This window comes from Marinobacter sp. UBA2688, assembly GCF_002352785.1.
Lineage (GTDB): Bacteria > Pseudomonadota > Gammaproteobacteria > Pseudomonadales > Oleiphilaceae > Marinobacter > Marinobacter salarius.
The window spans coordinates 87,430-109,584 of sequence record NZ_DELU01000013.1 but is presented as its reverse complement, the minus strand read 5'-3'; the positions used below and the strand labels follow the sequence as shown (position 1 = coordinate 109,584).

22 protein-coding genes are annotated in these 22,155 nt (G+C 57.0%); 1 reads left to right on the top strand and 21 read right to left on the bottom strand.

What is annotated here, in order from left to right:
* Positions 1 to 115: 115 nt before the first annotated feature.
* From B3M52_RS07900 to B3M52_RS07830, 15 genes are all read right to left on the bottom strand, one after another.
* The gene (locus tag B3M52_RS07900; RefSeq protein WP_075194553.1) at positions 116 to 1,348 is read right to left on the bottom strand and encodes a TolC family protein; all 1,233 of its coding nucleotides are present in this window, start codon (positions 1,346 to 1,348) and stop codon (positions 116 to 118) included.
* The gene (locus tag B3M52_RS07895; RefSeq protein ID WP_075194552.1) at positions 1,345 to 4,491 is read right to left on the bottom strand and encodes an efflux RND transporter permease subunit; all 3,147 of its coding nucleotides are present in this window, start codon (positions 4,489 to 4,491) and stop codon (positions 1,345 to 1,347) included. Before B3M52_RS07895 ends, B3M52_RS07900 begins: the two co-directional genes overlap by 4 nt.
* A gap of 60 nt (positions 4,492 to 4,551) precedes the next feature.
* Positions 4,552 to 4,893, bottom strand: coding sequence for a copper-binding protein (locus B3M52_RS07890; protein WP_052479501.1), 342 nt, complete (start codon positions 4,891 to 4,893; stop codon positions 4,552 to 4,554).
* A gap of 15 nt (positions 4,894 to 4,908) precedes the next feature.
* Positions 4,909 to 6,405: an efflux RND transporter periplasmic adaptor subunit gene (locus tag B3M52_RS07885; RefSeq protein WP_075194551.1), complete on the bottom strand. Its 1,497-nt coding sequence runs from the start codon at positions 6,403 to 6,405 to the stop codon at positions 4,909 to 4,911.
* 89 nt (positions 6,406 to 6,494) lie between these two features.
* The gene (locus B3M52_RS07880) at positions 6,495 to 6,911 is read right to left on the bottom strand and encodes a hypothetical protein (RefSeq protein ID WP_127400868.1); all 417 of its coding nucleotides are present in this window, start codon (positions 6,909 to 6,911) and stop codon (positions 6,495 to 6,497) included.
* Positions 6,912 to 7,034: 123 nt separating this feature from the next.
* Positions 7,035 to 7,808, bottom strand: coding sequence for a class I SAM-dependent methyltransferase (locus tag B3M52_RS07875; RefSeq protein WP_075194550.1), 774 nt, complete (start codon positions 7,806 to 7,808; stop codon positions 7,035 to 7,037).
* A gap of 48 nt (positions 7,809 to 7,856) precedes the next feature.
* Complete coding sequence (locus B3M52_RS07870; RefSeq protein ID WP_075194549.1) at positions 7,857 to 8,513, bottom strand: methyltransferase family protein; 657 nt, start codon at positions 8,511 to 8,513, stop codon at positions 7,857 to 7,859.
* Between the two features lie 47 nt (positions 8,514 to 8,560).
* The gene (lgt, locus tag B3M52_RS07865; protein WP_075194548.1) at positions 8,561 to 9,364 is read right to left on the bottom strand and encodes a prolipoprotein diacylglyceryl transferase; all 804 of its coding nucleotides are present in this window, start codon (positions 9,362 to 9,364) and stop codon (positions 8,561 to 8,563) included.
* Between the two features lie 39 nt (positions 9,365 to 9,403).
* A complete protein-coding gene (gene ccmI, locus B3M52_RS07860) occupies positions 9,404 to 10,288 on the bottom strand; it encodes a c-type cytochrome biogenesis protein CcmI (protein WP_256713511.1) in 885 nt (294 codons plus the stop codon).
* Between the two features lie 2 nt (positions 10,289 to 10,290).
* Positions 10,291 to 10,779 carry a cytochrome c-type biogenesis protein gene (locus tag B3M52_RS07855; RefSeq protein ID WP_041334546.1) on the bottom strand — a complete coding sequence of 163 codons (489 nt, stop codon included), beginning with the start codon at positions 10,777 to 10,779 and terminating at the stop codon, positions 10,291 to 10,293.
* Positions 10,770 to 11,291, bottom strand: coding sequence for a DsbE family thiol:disulfide interchange protein (locus B3M52_RS07850; RefSeq protein WP_371915651.1), 522 nt, complete (start codon positions 11,289 to 11,291; stop codon positions 10,770 to 10,772). Before B3M52_RS07850 ends, B3M52_RS07855 begins: the two co-directional genes overlap by 10 nt.
* Positions 11,291 to 13,288: a heme lyase CcmF/NrfE family subunit gene (locus tag B3M52_RS07845; RefSeq protein WP_075194603.1), complete on the bottom strand. Its 1,998-nt coding sequence runs from the start codon at positions 13,286 to 13,288 to the stop codon at positions 11,291 to 11,293. Before B3M52_RS07845 ends, B3M52_RS07850 begins: the two co-directional genes overlap by 1 nt.
* A 108-nt stretch (positions 13,289 to 13,396) precedes the next feature.
* Positions 13,397 to 14,035, bottom strand: coding sequence for a peroxiredoxin (locus B3M52_RS07840; RefSeq protein WP_036206316.1), 639 nt, complete (start codon positions 14,033 to 14,035; stop codon positions 13,397 to 13,399).
* A 99-nt stretch (positions 14,036 to 14,134) separates the two neighbouring features.
* Positions 14,135 to 14,647 (bottom strand): signal peptidase II, encoded by a 513-nt coding sequence (gene lspA, locus B3M52_RS07835; protein WP_036206313.1) that lies wholly within the window; start codon positions 14,645 to 14,647, stop codon positions 14,135 to 14,137.
* Positions 14,648 to 14,650: 3 nt separating this feature from the next.
* Entirely contained in the window at positions 14,651 to 15,547 is an 897-nt protein-coding gene (locus B3M52_RS07830) for a cation transporter (RefSeq protein WP_036206310.1), read from the bottom strand.
* Between the two features lie 97 nt (positions 15,548 to 15,644).
* On the opposite strand from B3M52_RS07830, the gene cadR reads away from it, so the two are divergent.
* Entirely contained in the window at positions 15,645 to 16,049 is a 405-nt protein-coding gene (gene cadR, locus B3M52_RS07825) for a Cd(II)/Pb(II)-responsive transcriptional regulator (protein ID WP_075194546.1), read from the top strand.
* Positions 16,050 to 16,274: 225 nt separating this feature from the next.
* Here cadR and B3M52_RS07820 read toward each other — a convergent pair whose 3' ends face one another.
* From B3M52_RS07820 to dsbG, 6 genes are all read right to left on the bottom strand, one after another.
* Complete coding sequence (locus B3M52_RS07820; protein ID WP_075194545.1) at positions 16,275 to 17,228, bottom strand: bile acid:sodium symporter family protein; 954 nt, start codon at positions 17,226 to 17,228, stop codon at positions 16,275 to 16,277.
* 298 nt (positions 17,229 to 17,526) lie between these two features.
* Positions 17,527 to 18,102, bottom strand: coding sequence for a TlpA family protein disulfide reductase (locus B3M52_RS07815; protein WP_083637139.1), 576 nt, complete (start codon positions 18,100 to 18,102; stop codon positions 17,527 to 17,529).
* 56 nt (positions 18,103 to 18,158) lie between these two features.
* The gene (locus B3M52_RS07810) at positions 18,159 to 18,869 is read right to left on the bottom strand and encodes an SCO family protein (protein ID WP_075194543.1); all 711 of its coding nucleotides are present in this window, start codon (positions 18,867 to 18,869) and stop codon (positions 18,159 to 18,161) included.
* A gap of 36 nt (positions 18,870 to 18,905) precedes the next feature.
* The gene (locus B3M52_RS07805; RefSeq protein WP_075194542.1) at positions 18,906 to 19,496 is read right to left on the bottom strand and encodes a protein-disulfide reductase DsbD domain-containing protein; all 591 of its coding nucleotides are present in this window, start codon (positions 19,494 to 19,496) and stop codon (positions 18,906 to 18,908) included.
* A gap of 16 nt (positions 19,497 to 19,512) precedes the next feature.
* Complete coding sequence (locus B3M52_RS07800) at positions 19,513 to 20,703, bottom strand: protein-disulfide reductase DsbD family protein (protein WP_075194541.1); 1,191 nt, start codon at positions 20,701 to 20,703, stop codon at positions 19,513 to 19,515.
* The gene (gene dsbG, locus B3M52_RS07795) at positions 20,703 to 21,488 is read right to left on the bottom strand and encodes a thiol:disulfide interchange protein DsbG (protein WP_227716685.1); all 786 of its coding nucleotides are present in this window, start codon (positions 21,486 to 21,488) and stop codon (positions 20,703 to 20,705) included. The genes B3M52_RS07800 and dsbG overlap by 1 nt, the downstream gene beginning before the upstream one ends.
* Positions 21,489 to 22,155: the final 667 nt, after the last annotated feature.

Sequence of the window (22,155 nt, the reverse complement as noted above, 5' to 3'; positions counted from 1 at the left end):
AATCGCAGTGATCGGCAATGACGACAAATACGCCGGGGATACGGGCACATGGCAGTTGATCTACTTTTTCTGTGCGGATAGCAACGCCCACAATACTTTCATGGTGAATCCCCTTCTAGTTTGAAAGGCCGGTGGCTTGCGTTGTTTGCAAGGCTTCGTATCGCGCCCTGGCACTGAACAGGTCGCGGATGACCGTTTCCCGGGTGAGTTTTACGCCAGTAAGCTTCCGTGCACTGTCTATGGCATCTTCCAGTGCACCGGTACCGCTGGCCAATTCATTCAGGCTGGCTTCCCAGTGAGCGCGTTGATTCGGAAGATGGCGTTCGTCAAGGATTTCAAGGCGGCTGTAGCCTGCCTGAATGGCTGCCTTTACGTCGCCGATTGACGCTCGCAGATCGCGATGGGCCTGAGTGGTCTGCCACTGTCGTTGGGATACTTCCGCAGTCGCCCTGCGAACGGCACTGTTCTGTCGCTGTCCCGTAAACGGAATCTGAATCCCAACGCCTACCGTCCAGCGCTTTTTTTCGTCAGCCAACAAGCTATTGTAGCCCGCATTGGCCGTAAACACGGGCCTTCGGTTGGCTTCCGCGACGTCCAGTCGGGCCCGGGCCTCCGCGGTCCGCGCCTCTGCGGCCTGAACCAACGGGTGCTCGGTTCCGGTCAGGGTGTCCGCTGCCATTGGCATACGAGGAGGCAGGGATAGCATCAATTCGGAGGGTTGCGGACGGCGCCCCAATAATGGGATCAGGTTGGCGGAGAGCTTGGCCTGGTCCGCCCGCAGCTCAACCAGTTGCGCGTCCAGCGTATCCAGTTCCGTCTCTACCCTGAACAACTCACTCTGTGTGGCCTCGCCGTATTCCAGTCGTTGCCGGGTAATCTCGGCTAGCTGTTCCACCAGCGCACGAGTCTCGTAGTGCAACTCGATGGCCCGGTGCGAATACCACAAACGGGCATAGGCCTCCTTGACCGAGGCCGTCAGTTTTCTGGTCTGCCAGAGGGTGTCCTGGGTTGCGGCACGCACACCCGCCTCCTCGGCTCCGCGGGACGCGGATAACTGGTCCGGCCAGGGCAGCTTCTGACTGACCTCAAACCGGTGCCCGACCACATTAGGGCCCTCCAGAGTTTCGGGTGCAATACCGTACTTTACGACAGGATCCGCCCAGGCATCCGAGCCTTCCACTTCGGCCCTTGCTGCCTCGATGGCGGCTCGCTGCGCACTCAGGGTGGCGTTGCTATCCAGGGCCTCCGCAATCCACTGGTCCACCGTTTCCAGCGATTCAGCCATTGCGGGGGCAGAAAGGGAAACGAATACCGCCAGAACGGCGTAAATTCCACTGCGTCGAATCATTGGTTCGCTCCTTTTTGGGCGAGCTTCTTCAACCGCGCACGCTGCCAGAGGTAGAAAATCACCGGAATCAGCAGCAGCGTCAGCACTAGAGTAGTAACCATGCCGCCAATCATCGGCCCGGCGATCCGCTGCATCACTTCCGAACCAGTGCCGCCGCCCAGCATGATGGGTACAAGGCCAGCCACGATGGCGGCAAAGGTCATCATGATCGGGCGCACCCGCTGCGCAGCCCCGTGGCTGATCGCCTGGCGCAGGGCATCCGCCGACAGTTTCCCGGGCTGATGATCGACGGCCTCCAGGGCGTTGTGCAGGGACTGGTTGAGGTACACCAGCATCAGCACACCGATTTCCACGGCGACTCCGGCCAGGGCGATAAAACCAACGGCAACAGCCACGGACAGATTGTAGCCCAGCAGGTACATCAGCCAGATGCCGCCAATCATACCGAACGGCAGGGTGCCCATTATAATACCCACCTCGGTCATGTTGCGGAAATTCAGGTACAGCAGGATCACGATAATCGCCAGCGTCAGCGGTACCACCAGTGTCAGGCGCTCCTTGGCACGCTGCATGTACTCATACTGGCCGGACCAGGTCAGGGAGTAGCCGGCAGGCAGGTCCACCTGCTCCCGCACCACCGACTGAGCCTCTTTGACCCAACTACCAAGATCCCGGCCTGCAATGTCCACCAGGGTCCAGCCATTGAGGCGGGCATTTTCCGATTTGATCATGGGCGGCCCCCTGTCGACCCGGATATCCGCCACGTCGGCCAGCGCGATACGCTGTCCACCGGGCGTCACTATGGGCAGTAAGCGCATCTGCTCCACCGAATCCCGGTAGCCCTGGGGATAACGCAGATTGATGGGATAGCGCTCCAGGCCCTCCACCGTACTGGCCACGTTCATGCCGCCAATCGCAGTGCGTACCACGGATTGAATATCTGCGATATTCAATCCGAAACGGGCGGCAGCCTCCCGCTGGATATCCACCTTGATGTAACGTCCGCCGGCCACCCTCTCGGAAAACGCAGAGGCTGTGCCCGGTATGTCAGTCAACACCCGCTCTAGCTTTTCCCCTATGCCCTGGATCACTTTCAGGTCCGGGCCGGCCACCTTGATGCCCACCGGGGTCTTGATGCCCGTTGAGAGCATGTCAATACGGGTTTTGATCGGCATGACCCAGGCGTTAGTGAGACCGGGAAGCCTGACGGTCCTGTCCAGCTCGCGGCGCAGGGATTCCGGCGTTACGCCGGGGCGCCACTGGTCCCGGGGTTTAAACTGGATAAAGGTTTCAATCATGGTCAGCGGGGCCGGATCGGTGGCCGTGTCAGCGCGGCCGATTTTGCCGAACACAGTTTTAACCTCTGGAATACTGGCAATCAGCTTATCGGTCTGTTGCAGGATCTGCCGGGCCTTGCCAATGGAGATGCCGGGATAGGTGGTGGGCATGTACATCAGGTCCCCCTCATCCAGGGGGGGCATGAACTCACTGCCCAGCTTGTTGGCGGGCCAGAAGCCGATGATCAGCACAATCAGGCCACCGGCAAGCATCAGGGCGGGCCGCCGCAAAGCCCAGTCAATGGCTGGGCTGTACAGGAAGATCAGCAGCCGGTTAATGGGATTGCGGTGCTCCGGCAATACCTTGCCACGAATGAAGTAGCCCATCAGCACCGGTACCAGTGTAATGGCAAGCCCGGCAGCCGCAGCCATGGCATAGGTTTTGGTGAACGCCAGGGGTGCGAAGAGCTTGCCCTCCTGAGCCTCCAGCGTGAACACCGGCAGAAAGCTCACGGTGATGATCATCAACGAGAAAAACAGCGCGGGCCCCACTTCACCGGCGGCCCTATACATCACGGCCCATCGGTTTTCCGGTGTCAACGGGGTCCGCTCCATGTGTTTATGGACATTTTCAATCATCACAATGGCACCGTCGACCATCGCACCGATGGCGATGGCAATGCCGCCGAGGGACATAATGTTGGCGTTGATACCCTGAGCGTGCATCACCACGAACGCAGCAAGAATGCCCACCGGCAGGCTCACGATCACCACCAGGGAAGAGCGCAGGTGAAACAGGAATACCGCGCAGATCAGGATCACCACCAGAAACTCTTTCAGCAGCTTGCTGTAGAGATTGTCCACCGCATTGTTGATCAGTGTGGAACGATCATAGGTGGGCACCATTTCAACGCCATCCGGCAGGCTGCCCTTGATCTCCTCCAGGCGTTGTTTAACACCCTCGATGGTAGCCAGAGCGTTTTCGCCAAAACGCATCACCACGATACCGCCGGCCACTTCGCCTTCTCCATTCAGTTCAGCGATACCCCGGCGCATTTGTGGCCCCAGCCGGATATCCGCCACATCCTTGAGCAACAAGGGCTTGCCATTATCGTTGACACCCAGCGGCACCTGGCGCAGGTCGTCCTCGTTCTGCAGGTAACCGGTGACCCGCACCATGTATTCCGCCTCGGCCATTTCCACGACGGATGCCCCGGTTTCCTGGTTGGCGCTGTTGATGGCGGCATGAATACGCTGCAGCGTGATGTTATGGGCGCGCAGCCGGTCCGGGTCCACCACCACCTGATACTGCTTGACCATGCCGCCAACACTGGCGACCTCGGATACCCCGGACACGGTTTGCAGTTCAAACTTCAGGAACCAGTCCTGAATGGCCCGAAGCTCCGAAAGGTCATGCTGGCCGGTGCGGTCCACCAGGGCGTAGGAGTATACCCAGCCAACGCCGGTGGCATCCGGCCCCAGCTCTGGTTTGGCGGCATCGGGCAATTGCCCGGCTACCTGGCTCAGGTATTCCAGTACCCGGGAACGAGCCCAGTACAGGTCGGTGTCGTCATCGAAGATCACATACACATAGGAGTCGCCAAAGAAGGAATACCCCCGAACCGTTTTGGCGCCCGGCACCGACAGCATGGCGGTGGTGAGCGGGTAGGTCACCTGGTCTTCCACCACCTGGGGCGCCTGGCCAGGATACGGGGTCTTGACGATCACCTGTACATCCGACAGGTCCGGTATGGCGTCAATGGGCGTTTCCCTGACGGAATAGAATCCCCACCCAATCAGTATGAGGGTGGCGAGCAATACAAAAAATCGGTTATGAAGCGACCACTGGATAATGCGGTTAATCATGAGCTGAGTCCGGTCTGGTGATGGCCGGGGGCAGCCCGATGGCGCACCCCCGGGCTATCACTACTGTTTCCTGATAGAGGTCACCTGCTGGCCCTTGCCAGCGGGTGCCAGAGTGAAGACAACCTTGTCACCCTTATCCAGGGCATCCAGGTCCACCTCCGGGGCTACGGGAAATCCCATGGTCATGCCCGGCCAGTTCAGCGCCGGAATAGGCTCATGCTTCAGCGTTACTTTGCGATTTTCGGTGTTGATCATGGTGATTACGCCCCGGCTCTGGACCGGGCCAGCGGACTCTTTGGTGTCCATGCCGGACATCGAGCCCATGTTGTTATCGGCCGCTGCCAGAACAGGTCCCAGGGATAATCCGAACACAACAGCCGTCATCAGGTTTTTCAGTTTCATGGTTTTCTCCAGTGGTTACTGCGCGTCTTGCGCGGGCTCAATACGTTCAACAAGATAGCCGTCCGGCGTCTCCCGGAACCCGAAATTGACGGTCTCACCCGGGGCCAGTTCCACCAGATCGACGGATTCGGCAATACCAAAGGTCATGGTCATGGCCGGCCAGCCAAGACCGGGTACCGGGCCATGGTCGAGCGTGACTGAAGAACTCTCAGCATCAAGCTCCGTAATCCGGCCAGCGGCTTCAAACAGTTCGGGCGCAGAGCTGTCTGCACCGGCCATGCCGGCGCTGTTCTGCTCCTCGGGCTCCAGGCGCAGCATGGCGGCCTCGAGGCTGGTTTCTGAATCAATCAGGAACTGGGCGGACACCACCACCTGCTGCCCTTCTTTCAGACCTTCGTGAATGACCACCCTGTCGCCGGCTTCCCGGCCCGTCTTGACGGGCACCGGACGAAAATAGCCGTCATCCTCAGCCAGCAGCACATGCTGGCTGTCGCTTCGCCGGATCAGCGCCGGGCGCGGGATAGTGAGCAGGTCCTCACCGATGGGGGCATCCATGGTGAGATTGACGAACATTCCGGGGCGCAACCGGCCATCCGGGTTCGGAACGCGTACCCGGGCCCGAAGAGTCCGCATTTTGGGATCCAGTTCCGGGTAAACGTAGTCAATGTCACCATTCCAGTTTGTATCCGGCATGGACGGCGTGGTGAATTCAACGGCCTGACCCGCTTCAACCAGCCCGGCCTGACGTTCAAAAAACTCGGCGATCACCCACACCGAATCGCGACTGCCAATGGCCATGATTTCAGTATCCGGGCGCACGTACATGCCGGCACGAACAGGCAATGCGGCCACATAGCCGGAGCCAGGGGCAAATACGGTGATGCGTTCTCGGATTTTTCCTGTTTTTTTCAGGTTGGCAATCTGTCTATCCGTCATGCCCAGCGCGCGCAGCTTTCCGCCGGTCGCTGTTGCCTCTGAGCCCCGCCCAAGGCGCTCGGACATCAGAAACTCCTGCTGGGCATTCACCAACTCCGGTGAATAGATCTCATACAGTGGTTCACCACGGTCAACGATTTCTCCTTCTGACCGAACATGCAACACCTCGACCCATCCGGCAATGCGGCTGTGCACCTGAATCAGTTGATCTTCATTGTCAGTGACATAACCCACGGTTCGGACCGGAACAGACACTGCCCCACGGGAAACTGCCCGGGTTTTAACCCCCAGATTGTTTCTGACGGCAGGATTGATCTGAACCCCGCCGTCGTCCCGGCCGCTACTGCTTTCTTCGTACACCGGCACCAGGTCCATTCCCATGGGGGACTTGCCAGGCTTGTCACGGCGGTAGTTGGCATCCATGGGAGCAACCCAGTACAAGGGCTTTTCATCCGCCGATTCACCGGCAGGATTACCAGAATCGGCGGATTCTGACATCGGCATGATTTGCAGGCTGGCCAGCCAGCCCAGACCAAAAGCGACAGCGATCACCATCGCCATCAGGGAAATGCGCATTGATGTTTCCTTATTTGAAGCTTATAGACGCTCGCCCGAGTGGCCTATCGGCCCAGGTGTAAACGTGCGAACTTAGATAAAGACTAAGATCAGACTACTGAGAAATCAGGGGGAGGTGTAAGGGTATCAAGGATAACGCTGAGATAGACTTCTCGGGGACGAAGAGAGGTAGGGTCGGAAGAACATTGCACTGGCAAAACCGCCTTCTCAGAAACCAGTGCGGATAGCATCGCACCGCAACTGCCCTGGTTGGCGGCGATAGCACAATCGGTAGACGCCATATCACCACAGGCCATATCCTGTTCCGAATGCCCGTCAGTGCTGGCACTCCAACAGTCCACCATGGCCATGTGGCCGAAACGGGCAGGAGGTTCTGCTGTGTCTGCCGTGAATTGCCCGAACGCCAGCACCGGCTGTATTGCCATGATCAGCAACAGCAGGTTAAGAAGGGCTTTAGGCGTTATCAAGCGTGGCAAATGGAGCGACCCAGGTAATTGAGTTTTCAAGAATTCTCGTGATGGTACGGCTTTCACGCCACAGGCGTCAAGCAATTAATCATGCCGGCACGAAGCTGTCTTAGCTCACTAAAATGCTGATCTAGCCGAAAAGACGATCTGTACATCGTTTCTTCATTTCGCCGCTGGAGAAGCCTTCGCCTGTCCACTGGGCATGTCTGACTCGCGCTCGACGAGCACAAACAACAGATGATCAATAAATCGAATCTGATCCCCGTCCAGCTGATCATCGATTTCCAGAATACCTTTCTCAATTTCATCAGAAGTAAAACCTGCCAGATTTGACATAAAACGCGCCCGCAGCATCGCATACCAGCGATCCTTCGGGATTTCGACGCGGTACTCTTCCCTGCTTGTCACCGCACCAAGGCCGGAGGCGGCGATTTCACCGAGAAGAATGTCAAGCTCCGGTTGACTCTCTGAAAAGGCAGTCATCGCCCGGCTGAAAAGGGGAAACTCGGGCAAACTGGGCCGGGTGACCACCAGAACACGACCATTCGGTCGCAAACATGAGCGCATTTTCTTCCAGAATCTCTCACGATTGCGGATGTGATGAATGGACTCCTTGATGAGCACCCGGTCCAGTTGCACCCCGCTGTCAATGAACGCTTCAGCGGATGCACAACGGGTCTGGATGCCGCTGTATTGTTCAGCATTCAGGAGCATGGCGCCTGAGGGGTCCACGCATATCGCTTCAGATTCCAGCGGCACAGCCTGGCTGAGCAGATGTGTGAAGATACCGGTCCCACCACCAAGGTCTGCAAACCGGCTGTCAGCCTGCATATTTAAATGATTAAGAAGCTTTTTCAGCATCCAGCCCCGGTAATCCCTGGTCAAAAGCCACAGATCATCATAGTCCCGGGAGACTTCGGTAAAAGCCGTCGTCATTGCGTGTGCCCCATAAAACGCTGGTAACGCCCTGCGTTACCCTGTGTGTCAACCCAACCCCGAGCGGGACTTGCCAACGAGTTTTGCAAGCCGGCCCATTCGTGGAACAAACCTTGGCACTTCCTGCTGATAGGTCCGGTACTCGTCACCGAACCGCTCAATGACCTGTCGCTCTTCATGCCGTGCGAGCAAGCTGTAGGCAAGGACAATGATGGGGAACAGACTAACGGAGAACAGCGTCGGCCAGTGCACAATCCCCTCCCCGAACAGGATGAGAAAAAGGCCCGTATACTGCGGGTGCCTCACCAAACCGTAGAGCCCATCCGTTGCAAGACACCCTTGTTGGTGTGCACGATGAAGTTCGCGCCATCCCTGCAGAAAAATACCGATGCCAGTCACAGCCAGAGTATAACCAAGCAACATTGAGATAAGCATGCCCACCTCGCCGACACCAAGCAGCGAGGACCAGAGATTCGCGCTGAGGTCGCTACCGTCCAGATCAAAGAACCGCACGAGCAAATAGACAGTGAGAGGGAAGCCGTACATCTCCGCATACAATGCGATTATAAACGCCTGCACCACCCCGGCACTGCCCCACTCCCGCCATGTTCTGGGAGCGAGCCAACGATACATGACCCAGGAGATCAGCACGATCATGATCGCCGCTATACCCCAGGCTCCCGAATGACCAATAGTTTCTGTCATGTTAAGTTTTCCTCGTAAGTCAACGAACAAACAAGCTAAGACAGCTTTTATCTGGCTGTCGCCGCCTCCGTTTTATTGATCGGTTGACGTCTTGACCAGGCAATTAATGCAAGGCCGCCAAGGATCATCGGCAGGGTCAGCAGTTGCCCCATGGTCACCCAGCCGAGGGCGATGAACCCCAGTTGCGGGTCGGGGAGGCGAACAAACTCGACCGCAAAACGGAAAATTCCGTAGAGCAACAGGAACAGGCCGGACGTTGCGCCCATCCGACGTGGGTTGCGTGAGAACCACCACAGCACCACAAACAGCACAACACCTTCCAGGGCAAACTCATACAGTGACGACGGGTGACGTGGCGCCGACCCCATATTCGGGAACACCATGGCCCAGGGAACATCACTGACCCGCCCCGGGAGCTCGTGATTGATAAAATTGCCAAGGCGCCCTGCCCCCAGGCCAATTGGTACCAATGGCGCTATAAAGTCCGTGAGTTGGAAAAATCGCAGGTTCTGCTTTCGAGCAAACACCAGAGCTGCAATCAGGACGCCAGTCAAGCCGCCGTGAAAACTCATGCCCCCTTCCCAGACCTTGAGCAGCCAGAGCGGGTTGTCTGCCAGCTTGTCAAAACCGTAGAAGAGCGCATAACCGACGCGGCCACCGAGAATGACGCCCATCGCGCAGTAGAAAATCAATGTTTCAACAGCGTCTGCATTCAACCCCAGCCGATGAGCCCGACGACGCCCCAGCCACCAGGCCGCAAGAAAACCGACAAGGTACATCAGGCCGTACCAATGAATTTTTAGTGGGCCCAGTGCAATGGCTACCGGGTCGATTTGAGGATACTGAAGCATAAGCTTTCCTGATTCCGTGTGTGAAAGTGCGTTAGGGTTTTAATCAGTAACACGTTCCGCTCCATTGGCTGTCTCCTCCAATCTTTGCCTGGCAACAGCGATACCGTTGCGAATGGCCTGTGCGGAGTCGTTATCGCCGAAGCCCGCCAATGCACGGCCCCAGTAATTGATCGCCTGTTTATAGCGGCCGTCGTCAAAGGCCTCGACCCCCAACATGCCCAGCACCGTTGGCTCACGTGGATCCTTGTCGAGTATTTCGTCGATCAGCGCCTGCACTTCAGTGGTCAGGCTGCGCCCGGCCACAAAGAATTTGATCTGGGCCAGTTGGGCCAGTAGGTCAACTCTGCGGCCTTCCAGTTCGATCAGTCGTTCCAGGGCGCCAATCGCCTGCCCCGGTTGACCGATCTTCTGGTAAAGCGGAAACAGCAACGACCAGACCTTGGGATTATCCGGCTGAGTCCCGGCCTCCTCTTCGAGCCGGCCAACCAGGGTTTTCATTGAGGCGCCGGGCGTATTGAGCGCATTCTGTTGGGCGGCATACAGGGCCAGATCGCCATCGGCACCCTGCCATCGATAGCCGATGATGCTGGCACCTATTACTGCCGTTATCACCAACGGAATCATCAAACGTCCTGACACGGGGCGCCTGAGAGGCATTCGGCGGCGGGCCTCGGTGTCCTCCAGCAGATTGCGGTCCAGCTCGTGACGGCTTTCTTCAAAACGGGCGACGTCAATCTCGCCGCGATCGCGGGCTCTTTCCAGTGCTGAAAGCCGGCGCTCATAGACGGCCAGGTTTTGCGCCTCTGCATGATCATCGGCCTCAAACCGCTGCTGCCAGTCATGGATCGCCCTTGCTCTCCGCAACGGTAGACTCAGGAACCACAGCGCAAGAAGCAGCAGTGTACCAATACTTAACCAGAGCATAGTCATTCCGATCCCTCACGGTGACGATGAATCAGGGAGGACAGGCGGGTACGTTCCTCCTCGGAGAGCGGCCGCACTCGCCGGTGTCTGCGTGCCCGGACAAACGCAATCACAATCATGGCGCCCCCTGCCACCAGCGCTGCCGGCAACGCCCAAAGCAACCACGTGCGCCCGTCAAGGCGCGGGTTGTAAAGAACGAACTCGCCAAAACGATTAGCCATGAAATCAAGAATTTCCTTATCCGCACGCCCATCACGAAGCATCATTGCTACCCGCTCCCGCATGTCCGCCGCCACCGGCGAATCGGAACTGTCGATGGCTTGAGCATCACATTTAGGGCACCGCAACGACGCCGTAAGGTCGCGATAACGCTCCGCCATCACCGGATCCTCGAAATGACGCGCATCGATTGCCGTGTCCGCCACCGACTGGAACGAAGCCAGCAAAAACACGATGACCACACAGCAACGGCTCTTTCGGTTTAGCGCCATTTCTCTACCTCCGCCATGACTTCATCCACCTGAGCTGGCGTTATGTACCCGACGTGCTTATATCGAACGATACCGTTTGCGTCGACCAGGAAGGTTTCGGGCACGCCATACACGCCGAGCTCGAAACCCAGGTCACCGGCAGGATCAAAGATGTTGACCTCGAAAGGTTTTCCAAACTCTTCAAGAAACTGTCGCCCCAGGTCACGTGTGTCTTTGTAGTTGATGCCCACCATCTGAATGCCGCGTTCGGAGAGCGCCAGTAGCTGGGGCATTTCCTCCTTGCAGGTCGGGCACCAGGACGCCCAGACATTGACCAGAGACATCTGCCCGCGAAGCAGGGATTCATCCACCTCGGTGTCAGGGTCCTCTAGCGTCGGAAGCGTGAACGCGGGAAACGCCTGGCCTATCAGGGCCGACTCGCGAGCACTGGGGTCCAGCGAAAGCCCCCGGTACAAAAAGAAGGCCAGGCCAAGGAACACCACAAAAGGAAGCATCAGCAACAGGCGGCGCATCATGCGCGAACCTCGCGCGCCGGCCTCATCGATTCCCGGTCAGCTGCAGCGGCACGGCGGCGACGATAGCGACGATCCGCCACAGCCAGCACGCCCCCGGAGGCCATCAGCAGCGCACCCAGCCAAAGCCAGCGTACAAATGGCTTGACCTGTAGGCGCATTGCCCAGCTGCCGTCGTCCAGTTCCTCCCCCATGGCCACGTAAAGGTCCCGCAACAGGCCGGGGTCGAGTGCGACATCGGTCATCGGCTGCCCACGGGCAATGTACAGGCGCTTCTCCGGGTACAGGGTGGTGACAATCCGGCCTTCACGGGCAACCTCGATGGTCGCCGTATCGGCGAGGAAGTTGGGCCCCCGACGCTCGCCCAGTTCGGTCAGCGTAAAATCGTACCCGCCCAGATCCACCTGCTCACCGATATCAAGCCGCACATTACGCTCCATGGCGTAGTTCGACACCATCACCACGCCCACGATGGTGACGGCCAGGCCCACGTGGCCGACCACCATGCCCCAGTATGAAGGGGTCAACTTACGCAATCCGGCCAGCGCAGAGGACGCATTGCGGACTTTATCAAACAGGTCGCGCACCAACGCCAGTACTACCCACAGGGCCGCCACCATCCCCAGCGCCACGGCGACATTCCACTGGCCGTTGTAAAGAAACGGTATCGATACCGCAATCGGCAGTGCGGCCAGACCCGCCCCCAGTAGTCGCCGGAACAGCTCGCGACCGGGCATCTGCTTCCAGCGTGCGACCGGCCCCAGCCCCATAAAGGCACAAAGCATGACGGTCAGTGGCACGAACAGGCTATTAAAGTAAGGCGCGCCGATACTGATTTTGCCCAGCCCGAGTGCATCCAGGATCAAGGGGTACAGGGTGCCCATCAGGACCGTGATCGTCATGATGACCAGCAAAATATTGTTGATCAGTAACAGTGCATCCCTGGAAAGCCAGCTAAAGCCCGCATTGGCGCTCATTCGCGGCGCCCGTAGCGCAAAGATCAACAGCGAGACGCCGACCGTTATTCCCAGCAACGCCAGAATGAAGAGCCCCCGTGACGGATCATTGGCAAAGGCATGAACCGAGGTCAGTACCCCTGAGCGCACCAGGAAGGTGCCCAGCAACGAGAGTGAGAACGTGAAAATCGCCAGCAGCGCCGTCCAACTCTTGAACGTGCCACGCTTTTCCGTGACCGCCAGTGAATGTATCAGCGCTGTCCCGCTCAGCCAGGGCAGGAGCGATGCATTTTCCACCGGATCCCAGAACCACCAGCCTCCCCAGCCCAGCTCATAGTAGGCCCACCAGCTACCCAGAGCGATGCCGAGGGTCAGAAAGGCCCAGGCAATGTTGGTCCACGGCCGAACCCAGCGCGTCCAGGCCGCATCCAGACGCCCTTCGATCAGCGCAGCGATGGCAAAAGCAAAGACCACTGAAAAACCCACATAGCCCATGTAAAGCATCGGCGGATGGATGATCAGGCCAACATCCTGCAACAACGGATTCAGATCGGCACCGTCGGCTGGCATGCCCGGCAACAGGCGATCAAAGGGACTGGACGTAACGACGATGAAAAGCAGGAACCCTGCGCTGACGACACCCAGAACTCCCAGAACCCGTGCCAGCATATCCTGTGGCAACTGGCGGGAAAACAGACTGACGGCAAAGCCCCAGCCACTGAGAATCAGACTCCATAACAGCACCGAGCCTTCATGAGAGCCCCAGACGGCGGTGAACTTGTAGTACCAGGGCAGCATCGAGTTCGAATTACGGGCCACATAGTCCACGCTGAAATCATCCAGAAGAAAACTGGCGGTCAGGCTGGCATAAGAAACCAGTAGAAAGGCAAATTGCCCCCATGCCATGGGCTCAGCAAATGCCATCCACAACGGGCGCCGGGTGGCGGCTCCCAGCAAGGGCACGGTCGCCTGAAGCAGCGACAGGCAAAGTGCAATCAATAACGCGAAGAGACCAACTTCGGGAACTGTCAGCGTAAGCATTTCGAGGCCGTGTTCGGTTAAGGGTTCGGCGATGACCGAACCTATCGGTAAGGGGTTCTCAGGTATTGCTTCGTCAGCCAGCCGCATGGCCGGCTGACGAATTCCCTATTACTTCCGACCAGGTTGGCGGGTAACGCGCAGATACGGTGTCTGCTCATCCCATCCGTCGGGGAAACGCTCTTTGGCCTCTTCGTTGGAGAGCGACGGAACGATGATCACATCCTCGCCATTCTTCCAGTCCACCGGCGTGGCCACTTTGTGGTTGTCGGTCAGCTGGAGCGAATCAATGACGCGCAGGATCTCGTCCAGATTGCGCCCGGTGCTGGGGGGATACGTCAGCATCAGACGGATTTTCTTCGCGGAATCGATAATGAATACCGTTCGAACAGTCACCTTGGGGTCGGCTTTTGGATGGATCATTCCGTACAGGTCGGCAACCACCTGATCCTTGTCTGCCAGCAGGGGAAAATTGAGCCCCGTGCCCTGGGTTTTCTCGATATCCTTCGCCCAGTCGTTATGGGAGTCGAGCGGGTCGACGGAGACCCCGATCAGCTTCACACCGCGACTGGCGAACTCGTCCTTACGCTTCGCGAAGGCACCGAGCTCTGTGGTACAGACGGGGGTGTAGTCGGCGGGGTGTGAAAACAGCACGGCCCAGTCGTCTCCCAGCCACTCATGAAACTGAATGTTTCCCTCGGTGGATGCGACGGTGAAATCGGGAGCGGTTTCTCCAAGTTGCAATGTCATCGTTTCATTCTCCTTTGCTTTGGCTGTCGTTCTTGGTTCGTCAGAATAGACGGTATCCTTAAAGTCAACTTTAAGGTCAAGACGTTTGTCAGATGTTTTTTAGCCTGATCCATCGAGCTCGACGTTCGTGCCCGATTTTTCGGGTATGAAACTGACATAGAGGAAAAGCACAGTGCCCAGCACAATGGCGATATCGGCAAGGTTAAAGGCCGGCCAGTGCCAGGATTGCCAATAGACATCAAAGGAATCCACAACATAGCCACGAAATATCCGGTCAATCAGGTTGCCCACGGCACCGCCAAGAATAAGGCTGTACGCGATGGCTTCTCCCCTGCGGCGGCACTGAAGAATCAGCCCGATCAGTACAATCGAGACAACTACCGCGACTGTGATAAGAAAGTATCGCTGCCAACCTCCGCCATCGGCAAACAGGCTGAATGCGGCGCCGGTGTTCCAGACATGCACCCAGTTAAAGAACGGGGTCACCGGAATCGACTCGCCATACGCCATTGACTGCTGGACCGACCATTTTACAACCTGATCAGACGCCGCAATCAGGCCCGAAATCGCCAGCAGGCCATACGGCAAGTGTTTTTTGGCAACGATGGACATTATTTAACCCTTAAGCGCAAGGATGCGCCTGGCCCCGTTGAGTACGATAATCCCCGCAATGCTGCCGATGATCAGGTCCGGGTAATTGGAGCCAGTCCATGCCACCAGGGCGCCAGCGGTAATGACCCCCAGATTGATGACCACATCGTTGGCTGAGAAAATCCAGCTCGCCTTCATGTGGGCACCGCCCTCCCGATGTTTGGATATCAGCAGCAGACACGTGGTGTTAGCGATCAATGCGATGAACGCAATCCCCATCATTACCAGCGACTCCGGCTCACTGCCGAAGACAAAGCGCCTCACCACCTCTGCAAGTACGCCCACAGCCAGTATCAGTTGGAGTACGCCCGCGAGATGCGCAGCACGCACCTGCATTTTTACGCTGTGCCCAACCGCATACAGGGCGAGCCCGTACACGGCCGCGTCGGCGAAATTGTCCAGGGATTCTGCAATCAAACCGGTGGAGTGCGCGATCAGGCCGGCCGTCATTTCCACCACAAACAGGACAGCATTGATACCGAGCAACCAACGCAGGGTGCCGGACTCCTGCTCGGCAGAGATAGCCGTATCCCCGACCGCCTTGATTGACTCAGGGTCGGCAGCGGCCGTTTCCTGAAGCGAAGCGCCCAGCCCGAGGGTCGCCAGCTTCGCGGTGATAGGCTCAGCCTCGCCATCGTGCACAACCTTCAACCGCCGATCAGACAGGTCGAAGGACAGCCCGCGAATGTCTTCAAAACCGTTCAGGGCCAGTCGAATCATCCGTTCCTCCGAAGGACAATCCATCTTCGGTACGGTATACACACTGATCCAGTTGCCGGACGCTTCAGAGGCCTCCGACCCGGTATTACCCTCGGCGGGTGTTGCGTCGCAGCCACAGGCGTCTTCACAGGATTTACTCATGATACGGCTCCACTTGAGTATTGTCGGATTATGATTTAAAACCATATAGTCACTATAAGGTCAATAGAACAGATACCATCTGTTGAGGAGAAACCCGATGCGCATTGGTCAGTTGGCACGGTCCGTAGGAGTCGATACTCAAACTGTCCGCTTCTATGAACGGGAGGGCTTGTTACCACCGCCGGATCGGCAGGACAACGGTTACCGTGTTTACACCGAACGGCATGTTGAGCGGCTGGCCTTTATCAGGCGCTGCAGAATACTCGAGCTGTCACTCGCTGAAATCCACGAGTTACAGAGGTATCAGACCGCCCCCCATCAGCCTTGCAGGGCCATCAACACCTTGCTTGATGATCACATCACTCATGTGCGGTCTCGGATAACCGATCTGCAGGTACTGGAGCAACAACTCACGTCGTTAAGAGCGAGTTGCAACGATGATCGGGAAATTAAGGCCTGTGGGGTTCTCGAAGGGCTCAGTGAAGAAAGCATGCGGCAGTAGCCTGAAGCATTTATGCCAAGTATTGGGGTAACCATTGTGGGCGAATCAATATACTTGCGCAGATGTTGAAAATCCGCTTCCTGGCAGATCTTTTCGACAACACGGAGCCTGAGTAGCCGGCAGATGGAGCAAGCACCTCATCATCTCCTGTTTCGTTAAAAAGGCTGCATCAACTTTTGCCAGTAGTTCGTTGGGTAATTCGGCTCTGAAGCAATACCGAGATCCTTAGTGCCGATCGTTCGCTCGGAATCGAAGTAAGCCGTGCCGTGCAAGGATCTTAGCGGCAATGGGTGAAGTGATCATTTGTATCACTGCAAAGAATGCGGCAGGAATCGCAATTTCTGAAGGTAAGCCAGATGCGGCGACAAAAGCAGCAGCAATGCTAAATTCTTTTTTGCTCACGGTGAAGAGATAGGTAATCACTTCTTTCCGGTCAGAGGTTAGCAACCGTGAGGACATTCCTATCAGGTAGCCAATCAGATTAAGACTCAGGGCTGCTCCAGCAATCAAAAAAGCGTACCAGCCATAACCAATGATAGTTTCTGCGTTTGGGCCTACTACAGCCAGTAGTATCAGAAGATATATGATTGATCCAATTCCCGCGTACGTTGAATCATGGCGTGCAAAAAAATCTGGAAATCCTGTGCGTAAGCTCACTCCAACAACAGTGGGAACGAGAACGATCAAGGCTAATTCAAAGATGATTGCCCCGAGAGGAACTTCCAGTTGTATTCCAGTCAGCCATAAAAAAAGGAATGGAACAATGAATGGCGATAGTGCTGTATTGACCGCATTAAAAACGGCTGCTAAGGCAACATTCCCCCGCGCCATTAATACCAGCAGCGGAGACGAAACATCTGTCGGCAATGTGCCAAGCAACGTTTGACCTGCTGCAAGAGGTCCGTTCCCGAAAAATAAACGGCCAGTCAGAAAACCGGCAATCGACATCGGACCATAGACCAGACCTAGTGCTAAAAGTTGCCTTGAAGGTTTGCGAAAGACCACTCCAACGGCATGTGCGTCGAAGGTAAGACTGATGACAAGCATCAGCAGCGCGAGCAGTGGACCGATAAAGGGCTCTAGGTGCGTTCCTAACCCTGGGAATACTAAGACCAAACCAGCTAAAGTGATAACAAACCAAACAAGATTAGACTCCACAAAATAGATGAATCTGATCATATCTTGGAGTCCACCGTGCCCGGTGAGGTTGGGCGACCTTCACACTGCGCGAACAACTCGATGGCTTTGTTGCAATAAGCACAGTGCCCATCGCAGCAGTCGTGCATCAGAAACGCTACGAGATCAGCAAGTACAGGAAAAATAGCACTGTAAACTATTGAACGACCCTGGCGTCGTGTTTCTTGAGACATCGCCCCAAACGCCCTAACAGCTTCTGCTTCTTTCATTTCAATATCTCAATACCTATTGCTATATTGAAAAATTAGGTGACCCCTGGTCCAGTCGGCGTGGCCCGCGGTCAGTCCGGAACCTCGGAGATCGCACGGGTCATCAAATCCGCCATGGCCGGGCTGTCCCATTCCGCGGCACCGACCAGGCGGCCAATTTCGCGACCGTCGTGATCAATCAGCAGCGTTGTAGGAACACCTTCTATGCCCAGTGTTGAGGTCGCCAGTGTGGACGGATCAATATACTGGCGTAGATGTTGGATGCCGGTTTTCCGGTAGAATTTCTCAACAACACTGATGCCTGCGTGGTCAACGGACAGCGCGACCACTTCAAATTGCTCGCCGCCCAGTTGAGCCTGGAGTGAGTCAAGCGTCGGCATTTCCTCACGGCAGGGTGCGCACCAGGTCGCCCAGATATTGAGCAAAATCGCCTTACCCTTAAAGTCAGCCAGTGTCAGCGGCCTGCCGTCTTCGTCTTCAAAAGCCAGCTCGGGCAGAGTGCGAGGGGACTCCCAGATCAGGAAACCCTGGGGCCCCACCGACTTCGGAACCTTTCCTGCAGCCATAACTGGAGAGGTCATGGAAATAACAAGCGCGAAAAGGACTACGGCGATTCCCCGGGCGGCGGATATGCGCTGTTGACTCATTGGACATTTCTCCTGATTAAAGTGGTCGGCTTTCTGCCCGCATGGCGCCCCACGCGTTACTCGCTCTGTAGCAACGCTTCAATGCGCCCATGCAGCCGGCCCCAGAACCCATCATCAGCTGCCGCGTTGGGGCCTTTGGCAATGGCTTTCAGGTAGGTCACCAGATGTTCAGGCTTGAATTTCAATCCATGGAACCGGGCCCGCATCTGCCCTTCCGGGTCAATCACGTGGGTTACCACACCATGGACCTGTACACCCTCACCTGTATCCCTGAACTGAACGCCGTACGCTTTGGCAAGTTCGGGCGTCAGTTCAGGTGGTTCCGTCCTGGCTCGGTAGAGGAAGTGCCAGTTGCGGGGATTCAGATCGAAATTCTCGCCGTAGGCACGCATGTTTCTCCGGGTGCCTGCAACATCTTCCCGGTCCGTGGCAATGGTGATGAACACCACCTCTTCACTCAGTCCTTCTTCTTCAACCCCGGTTTGCAACTGCCGGATCAGGTTCATATGCAAAGGGCAGGCCTCGGTACAGCGCGTGTAGAGAAAGTTAAGCACAACGGTTTTGCCGTTTAAGTCGGCAAGGGAAAGGGCATTGCCATCAACGCCTGTAAGATCAAATGGAGGGGCCGGCTGATCCACGAACTGGGCATATCGCTCTTTCTCGTTCAATGAGGCCTCCACATCCTCCATGGAGTGGGCCATGGCATTGGTGCTGACCTGGGCAACCATGGCAATCAGCAATACTCTGAATACACTGTTCACAGTCATTCTCCATTTGAGTTGTTTTCCGAAGGGCGTCCCGGTTTATTGTGGCTTGGTATCGTCCAGATTCAGCGCAACGGGCAGGTCAGCTGGTGCCAGGCAAACGCCCTCGTCACTGCAGGCCTGTACCCGTACCGTCATGTCTAGCTTGCCTGCCTCTTTCAGCGCGGCGGTCTGTTTTTCATCTGGCAGCAGCCGGATACTCGCACCGTCGTCATACACCTCCAGGGCGGTGTCACCCAGTGTGATGTCACTGACCCTGCCGCGGGGGTACTGGGTCGGGATGTCAAGCGACTGGCCGTTGACCGAAGAACTGGCGACGGTGGGAATCAGGAACTCCATGGAGGCCGGGTTGGCGTTCACGTGCCAGCCCGATTCAATGTCCAGTGTCAGAATAATTTCACCGGTCTCCCCTATCAGGGCTTTGCCGCCTTCCGCAAGATTGAGGCGGACCTTATCGGAAGAATCTGCCAACCCCGTGCGGGCAACTGGCGCCTGGGGGTCGGAATTGGCTCGTTCGGACTGGGCCGAGCCAGGAGCGTTTCCGGAATTGGTACCGATCAACGTGAACGCCGCGATCGCGATCAGAAAAACCGCTACGCCGGTCATCAATACTTTGGTTCGGGTTGTCATGGTTCATCTCCAGTAGCTAGCGTTGTGAATTCTCGGTGCGGTTGATCGCCTCGACCAGGCTGTCGGTATCAAAGAGCCCAGTGAAACGGGCGACAACGGTGCCGTCAGCGTCAAAAATCGCCGCAAAAGGCAAAGCTTGCCCACCCGTCGCGGTTAACAATGCGTCTTTTTCGGGATCGCTTGCTGTCACGTCCACCTGAATCGGCACCATGCCGGCCCGCTCCACGGCTTCGGCCACAGCGGGCTCTTTATACACGGTGCGCTCCAGGACCTTGCAGTTGATGCACCAGTCGGCAGTGAACTCCAGCAAATACGGTGTGCCACGGGTTTTTGTTTCCGCCAGGAGTTCTGCTGAGTAGGGTTGCCAGACAAGTTCGTCTTCGCTGCTGCCAAGCGGGGATGCGAATACCACCGTCACCGCAAGGGCAAGGCCTGCCGCCGTTGCAGTGATCACGCGCACGGCACCGTTACCCTGGACGAAGCGGCGGAGACCCCAGACCAGCACCAGCGCCAGCCAGGCCCACCACAGCCAGGGATATACCGCTTTGGGCACCAGGCTCGCACTGAAAAACACGGCGGCGGCCAGCAATATCAGCGCGAGCACTTCACGAATGGCTACGCTCCAGGGGCCCGCCTTGGGCAAACGGCTCAGCCACTCGGGCCTGAGCATCAGTACCGCGTAGGGTAGTGACAGCCCCAGCCCGATACTGCCGAATATCCCCATGATGACCGGCGCCGGCTGGGTAACGGCAAAGGCCAGTACGCCCCCCAGGAAAGGGCCTGCGCAGGGCGCGGCCAGGATCGCACTCAACAGCCCGGATACATAGGCTTCAAAGTAACGCCGGCCATGCGCCGAGGCGGCGAATGTCGGGACGGGGATGGGCAGATCGAGCCAGGTAATCACCGCAAACCCGACCATTAACGCAACCAGGACGGCCACGAATAGCGTTGACTGGAACAACGTGCCCCAGTTCCACTGCAGCAGTGCGGTCAGGCCGCCCAGCGTCAGGAAAAAGGTGAGTGTTCCGGCCGTGAATGCCAGCGCGGCCAGCACCCGATGGGACCTCTGGCCGCCCGCCTCCCGAAGGATGGTCCGGACCTTGATGGGGATGGCGGGCAGCACGCAGGGCGTCAGGTTCAGCAGTAGACCTGCCATAACCGCCATCATGATCTGGCCGGCAATGAGCAAAGAAGGCAACTGATCCATCACTCAGCTATCCCCAGCGCCCTTCCCAGCGCTTCCTGCCCAGGCACGCCGGTCTGGCCTTGCCATTGACCACTCGTGTCTTTGAACAGCAGCCCTGGCGTTCCACTGAAACCCAGTTCGGCCATCCACTTGCTGTGCTGCTCAAGCGCCGCCTTGAGGTTCGCCGGTACGGGCGTGAGCTCGGAAATGCCCTCCCCGCTACCATTGTTACCAAAGTTCTCCTCGAACGCCTGGAGCGCTCCGGCCCGATCCTCTGCATTCATGATTGCGGCGGAGAAGCCCAGGCTGGAGGGCTTGAGAAAACCAACCATGACCCAGTGCAACCTGACTTTCCCCTGCGCTACCCAATCTCGGGTTTGCTGCCAGAATTTGTGACAAAAGATGCAATTGGGATCCGCGAACACATAGATTTCCGGGGCATTCTTTCCGCCCTCGCTGACTAAGTGAGTATCCCGGGAAAGCTTCTCGGCAACGGAGGCATACATTGGCTCTGATATATAGCGTGTCGTGTACTGACGAGTCAGATCGGTGCCGTCGCTCTCCAGAAGCGCACCGGAAAAAGTGTAGTCACCGACACCATAGATGATTCCGGCTTTTCCATCCCCGGTCTTTACAACATAACCGGTCACGCCCCCAACTGGTGTGGAGAAGCGTTCAATTACCGTAAAACCGACTTTTTTCTGAAGCGCCTCGATTCCCGGGTCCATCGTTGGTGACGCATACGCGAGAGCCGCAAACAAACTCAAAAAAAGTGCTATCGAAAGCTTACGGAATAGCACGGTCATACCCCGCGCCGGGTGTTCCATACAGAGTGACATCACAGGGACGCTCCCATCTTTATGTATTCATCATTCAACAAGAAGCCACCAGGTGTAGCTGACTACGTGGTGGCATACCGCTAGATCGAACGGCAGGCGCTCGAAGCGAGCCCCCCATGCGATCAAAGGTTCAGGAAATTGCTGAATATTTGGGAGGAAAGGGGTCTGGCCCTGAAAGTACACGGCCAGAATGTGAAGAATGGTCCCAGGGAAAAAGAGAGGACGATAATATCGGCAAATCCAGAATTGCAGATTTGCCGACATGGGAAGAGATACACGTGCTGCTACAGCTACCCTGAGCCAGGAGCCTCGAGCAGTCAGGCATTTCCTGAGCATCCGGCAAAAGGACACAAGCTTCACCCATGGGCTCCACTCCATGAGAAGTCGCAGCACCCACCTGTGAAACAAGGAAATAAGCTGCGAGCAGCATGGCTGTCAGTCCCAAAAGCCGCTTGGTCATTGCATCGAAATCCCCATTACAGAACAGTTACTGCCTTTCACGTGTGGAAAAGCAAGATCCACTGTAACCCACATTGATGGAGGCGCCAAGCACACAGAAACTACTCATCCTCGCGCCTCCATTCTCTTCCATTGACAAAATATGACTAAGCCTACACTCACAAGCTCCTCCGGA

Bases quoted from the DNA above. Each gene is read 5' to 3' on its own strand.
- B3M52_RS07900 (WP_075194553.1), bottom strand. From the start codon at position 1,348: ATGATTCGACGCAGTGGAATTTACGCCGTTCTGGCGGTATTCGTTTCC.
- B3M52_RS07895 (WP_075194552.1), bottom strand. From the start codon at position 4,491: ATGATTAACCGCATTATCCAGTGGTCGCTTCATAACCGATTTTTTGTA.
- B3M52_RS07890 (WP_052479501.1), bottom strand. From the start codon at position 4,893: ATGAAACTGAAAAACCTGATGACGGCTGTTGTGTTCGGATTATCCCTG.
- B3M52_RS07885 (WP_075194551.1), bottom strand. From the start codon at position 6,405: ATGCGCATTTCCCTGATGGCGATGGTGATCGCTGTCGCTTTTGGTCTG.
- B3M52_RS07875 (WP_075194550.1), bottom strand. From the start codon at position 7,808: ATGACGACGGCTTTTACCGAAGTCTCCCGGGACTATGATGATCTGTGG.
- B3M52_RS07870 (WP_075194549.1), bottom strand. From the start codon at position 8,513: ATGACAGAAACTATTGGTCATTCGGGAGCCTGGGGTATAGCGGCGATC.
- lgt (WP_075194548.1), bottom strand. From the start codon at position 9,364: ATGCTTCAGTATCCTCAAATCGACCCGGTAGCCATTGCACTGGGCCCA.
- ccmI (WP_256713511.1), bottom strand. From the start codon at position 10,288: ATGCTCTGGTTAAGTATTGGTACACTGCTGCTTCTTGCGCTGTGGTTC.
- B3M52_RS07855 (WP_041334546.1), bottom strand. From the start codon at position 10,779: ATGGCGCTAAACCGAAAGAGCCGTTGCTGTGTGGTCATCGTGTTTTTG.
- B3M52_RS07850 (WP_371915651.1), bottom strand. From the start codon at position 11,291: ATGCGCCGCCTGTTGCTGATGCTTCCTTTTGTGGTGTTCCTTGGCCTG.
- B3M52_RS07845 (WP_075194603.1), bottom strand. From the start codon at position 13,288: ATGCTTACGCTGACAGTTCCCGAAGTTGGTCTCTTCGCGTTATTGATT.
- B3M52_RS07840 (WP_036206316.1), bottom strand. From the start codon at position 14,035: ATGACATTGCAACTTGGAGAAACCGCTCCCGATTTCACCGTCGCATCC.
- lspA (WP_036206313.1), bottom strand. From the start codon at position 14,647: ATGTCCATCGTTGCCAAAAAACACTTGCCGTATGGCCTGCTGGCGATT.
- B3M52_RS07830 (WP_036206310.1), bottom strand. From the start codon at position 15,547: ATGAGTAAATCCTGTGAAGACGCCTGTGGCTGCGACGCAACACCCGCC.
- cadR (WP_075194546.1), top strand. From the start codon at position 15,645: ATGCGCATTGGTCAGTTGGCACGGTCCGTAGGAGTCGATACTCAAACT.
- B3M52_RS07820 (WP_075194545.1), bottom strand. From the start codon at position 17,228: ATGATCAGATTCATCTATTTTGTGGAGTCTAATCTTGTTTGGTTTGTT.
- B3M52_RS07815 (WP_083637139.1), bottom strand. From the start codon at position 18,102: ATGAGTCAACAGCGCATATCCGCCGCCCGGGGAATCGCCGTAGTCCTT.
- B3M52_RS07810 (WP_075194543.1), bottom strand. From the start codon at position 18,869: ATGACTGTGAACAGTGTATTCAGAGTATTGCTGATTGCCATGGTTGCC.
- B3M52_RS07805 (WP_075194542.1), bottom strand. From the start codon at position 19,496: ATGACAACCCGAACCAAAGTATTGATGACCGGCGTAGCGGTTTTTCTG.
- B3M52_RS07800 (WP_075194541.1), bottom strand. From the start codon at position 20,703: ATGGATCAGTTGCCTTCTTTGCTCATTGCCGGCCAGATCATGATGGCG.
- dsbG (WP_227716685.1), bottom strand. From the start codon at position 21,488: ATGACCGTGCTATTCCGTAAGCTTTCGATAGCACTTTTTTTGAGTTTG.